Annotated in this window: 4 protein-coding genes; 2 read left to right on the forward strand and 2 right to left on the reverse strand. The window is 26.6% G+C overall.

Going from position 1 to position 3,076, the window contains the following annotated elements:
- The first annotated feature begins 170 nt into the window (after nucleotides 1-170).
- Nucleotides 171-323, forward strand: a complete 153-nt coding sequence (locus EHV01_RS04300; RefSeq protein WP_422066360.1) for a hypothetical protein — start codon at nucleotides 171-173, stop codon at nucleotides 321-323.
- A gap of 51 nt (nucleotides 324-374) precedes the next feature.
- Here EHV01_RS04300 and EHV01_RS04305 read toward each other — a convergent pair whose 3' ends face one another.
- On the reverse strand, nucleotides 375-1,592 hold the full coding sequence (locus EHV01_RS04305; RefSeq protein ID WP_422066361.1) for a hypothetical protein: 1,218 nt from the start codon (nucleotides 1,590-1,592) through the stop codon (nucleotides 375-377).
- Nucleotides 1,593-1,786: 194 nt separating this feature from the next.
- Between EHV01_RS04305 and EHV01_RS04310 the strand changes: the two genes are divergently transcribed.
- Nucleotides 1,787-2,617 carry a hypothetical protein gene (locus EHV01_RS04310; RefSeq protein ID WP_400249429.1) on the forward strand — a complete coding sequence of 277 codons (831 nt, stop codon included), beginning with the start codon at nucleotides 1,787-1,789 and terminating at the stop codon, nucleotides 2,615-2,617.
- 69 nt (nucleotides 2,618-2,686) lie between these two features.
- On the opposite strand, the gene EHV01_RS04315 is transcribed toward EHV01_RS04310, so the two are convergent.
- The gene (locus EHV01_RS04315) at nucleotides 2,687-2,917 is read right to left on the reverse strand and encodes a hypothetical protein (RefSeq protein ID WP_422066362.1); all 231 of its coding nucleotides are present in this window, start codon (nucleotides 2,915-2,917) and stop codon (nucleotides 2,687-2,689) included.
- Nucleotides 2,918-3,076 lie beyond the last annotated feature (159 nt).

Here is a 3,076-nt window from a genome sequence, read left to right on the forward strand (position 1 = left end):
TATTAATAAAATCAAATTTATCAAATTTCATAATTTTAGATTCCTATAATTTCTATTTTAAATATATTTTATAGGAATTTTAAAATAACTAGGTTATGCAAGAAGTCTATTTATTGCTTTTTCCCCCGATGCTTGATTTTGACAAATTGATTCTCTATTGTTAAAAAATTATGGAACCGAAGCCGGCTATCTTTAATAAACTAGCTAACCAAATTAGTTTAGCAATTATTACTGCAATTGGTTTATTCGCAGCAATTAGTGGTTTTGTTTTATTACTAGTTTTGCAAAAAGAAAAAAAAGCAATGAATTATAATGTTGCTTAATTATTAAATTAAAAATGGTGTTGTGAATAACAACACTATTTTTAATTTAACTTATTTCTTAACTTTCTTTTGTGCCTTAGCTGCTTTTTTTAGTCGACGAAGGTTATGAACTTCAACTAGTGTAATCTCTGTTACTTTTTCACGACCATTAAACAAAATTAAGCCGACAGTCAAACAAAAGACCGGACCAATAATTCAAATTCAAGTAAAGAACATTAAAGTAATCATTAATAAAGCACCAGCTAGTCGTGCTCCAATTTTACCTTTTAAAGCAAAAATAAAGCAAAAAATAAAACCAATTAAAGCAAAAATTGCAATACAAATAAAGGCAATTAAAACCCGACTATCAATGTTATAATGCTCAATAAAATCATATCTTATCATGGATTTAATATTAGAACTTTGCTGAGGAAAAAAATTATCATAAATAAGTGCCATATCAAGAACAATAATATCAATGATAATATTAAAGACTAAAACAATAATTCCTATAATAAAACCAGTGATGGTAACCTTATTAGTTTTCATCACATATTGAATTGGAACAATCTTAACATTTTTGTTTCGATAATAACGGAAGTACAATAAATTATTAATGAAAATATAAAAATATTGTAATGAAACTGCAACAACACAAATTACTACTAATGCTGTGGCAACCATAAAATCACCACCAGGTTCAAAATAATTTAAGAAAAAGTATGGAAAAAGAGTTCTAGGCTCTTTGCCATCTAAATGTCGATAAGTTCCTCGTATTAAAATGATTGTTAAATATGCTACCATATATAACATAATTAATCATAAATACTTTTTGTGATGTTCTTCATAATGATAATAATGATCACCAGCTGTTAAAACATAACTTATAATCATTATAACTGGCATCACTAAATGTAAAATAACTGTTGCCACTCAGTGATAAGGACGATATTGTGCTGCTTGATCTTTTTGACCAACAATACCAACTCAAAAAACTAACATTGTAATTGTAATGTACGTTGTAACTGCTAATTGAATCACATAGTGTGGTTTTGTATTTTTAAATTTTGATTCAAACAAATATAAGAAAAAATATAGAGCAACAATATAATTTGTTTGCGTTGTAAAAAACGAATAATAATTAGAAATTCTTTCACCATAACCTAAGTGTGCAAATTTTGGTTGTGGATAATAAATTGCCATGATTAAATCAAGCAATAAAAATAAACTTAAAATAATTAAAGCTCCCAAACGTAAATAAAAATGGACGCGAGGATTTCACTTGAACATTGTATAACTCCTTTAACATCAAATCACATAATATATATTTTAGTCATTTTTTAGGTAAAGTACAAGTAGGCATTATTATTTTATTTTTCATAATTTCCTTACTATTTTACTAAATTTAAATCTATTTTTTAAAATTTTTTTCTTCTAACACCAAAAAGTGATAAAATTATAACTAAGTAAAAGGAGGATTCAAAATGTTTAATTTTAATAGTGAAAAAATAAACCAGTTGGTTGTAAATTATATTAATTATACTGTTGATCCAAAGCATGATAATGAACAACAACAAAATAAACTTGATAGTAACAATTTCTTTTATCAAATTGATACTCGTCAATTAAAAAATAGTATTAATGGTGTTATTAGTTCGCATCTAGCAACATCAGAACAATTTGCAAAAGCTGGTGAAATTATTGATGAATATTATTCAGAAAAAACACCATTTATTTGGTGTACAATTACAGTTGATAATAACCAAGCAGAACGTTCATTTTTTGAAAAAAATGGTTTAACATATTTGCAAACTGGAATTGGAATGATGATTGATTTAAAAACTTTTACCGCAAAAAGTGAATTATTGAAAAACGAAAAATTTAATCCGATAACTGATCTAACAATGTTTTGCAAAGAAAAAAAACCCAAATTAATAACTACAACAAACCTTAAAATTATTAGTGATGCTGATTTACCATTAAAAGATTTACCAACTTCACAACCTAATCCTACATTAAATCAAGTTAACAATCTTTGCTATGCTGTAACCTTAACTAAAGATGAAACACCAATGACAACTGGGATTCTCTTTTTTGAAGCAACAATCGCTGTAATTAGAATTACTGACAATGATGATAATTCTGAAAATAAAAAGAAAATGTTAATGCATTTATTACACCAAGCAAAAAAAGCAAATTACCAAACTGTTGGTATTGTGGTACCAGATAACCAAGTTGCTTGGTATCAAAAACTAGGTTTTGAACCACAAGATTTATATTTTAACACTTATGTAATGCATTACTCACAAGAATAATGTTTTCTTAAATAAAGGGGAAAAGAAAAAGTAGAATCATTCTACTTTTTCTTTTCCCCTTTTAGAAATTTATTCATTTTCTTCTACTGTAATTACTTTTTCAGCAAGAGCATGGGCCATTCGAAATGGTTTATTATGCCCAGGTAACACATGCCATTTTGCATCTAAATTAGTAATGCGACGTAATTCAGTAATAAAGTAATTATCATTACACATAGCTCCGGTATAACCAGGACTTGTTTTATCAGGCATTAAACCAGCACCAGTTGTCACTAAATTTAGCGCTTTAATTCTTAACATTTGAGTTCCTGCGGTATGACCAGGAATATGAAAAACTTCAATAGACTTCTTACATAACCTAGTTATTTTAAAATTCCTATAAAATATATTTAAAATAGAAATTATAGGAATCTAAAATTATGAAATTTGATAAATTTGATTTTATTAATGATAAAGAAT

This window comes from Spiroplasma sp. hy2 (assembly GCF_044714365.1).
Taxonomy (GTDB): Bacteria; Bacillota_I; Bacilli_A; order Mycoplasmatales; family Mycoplasmataceae; genus Spiroplasma; species Spiroplasma phoeniceum.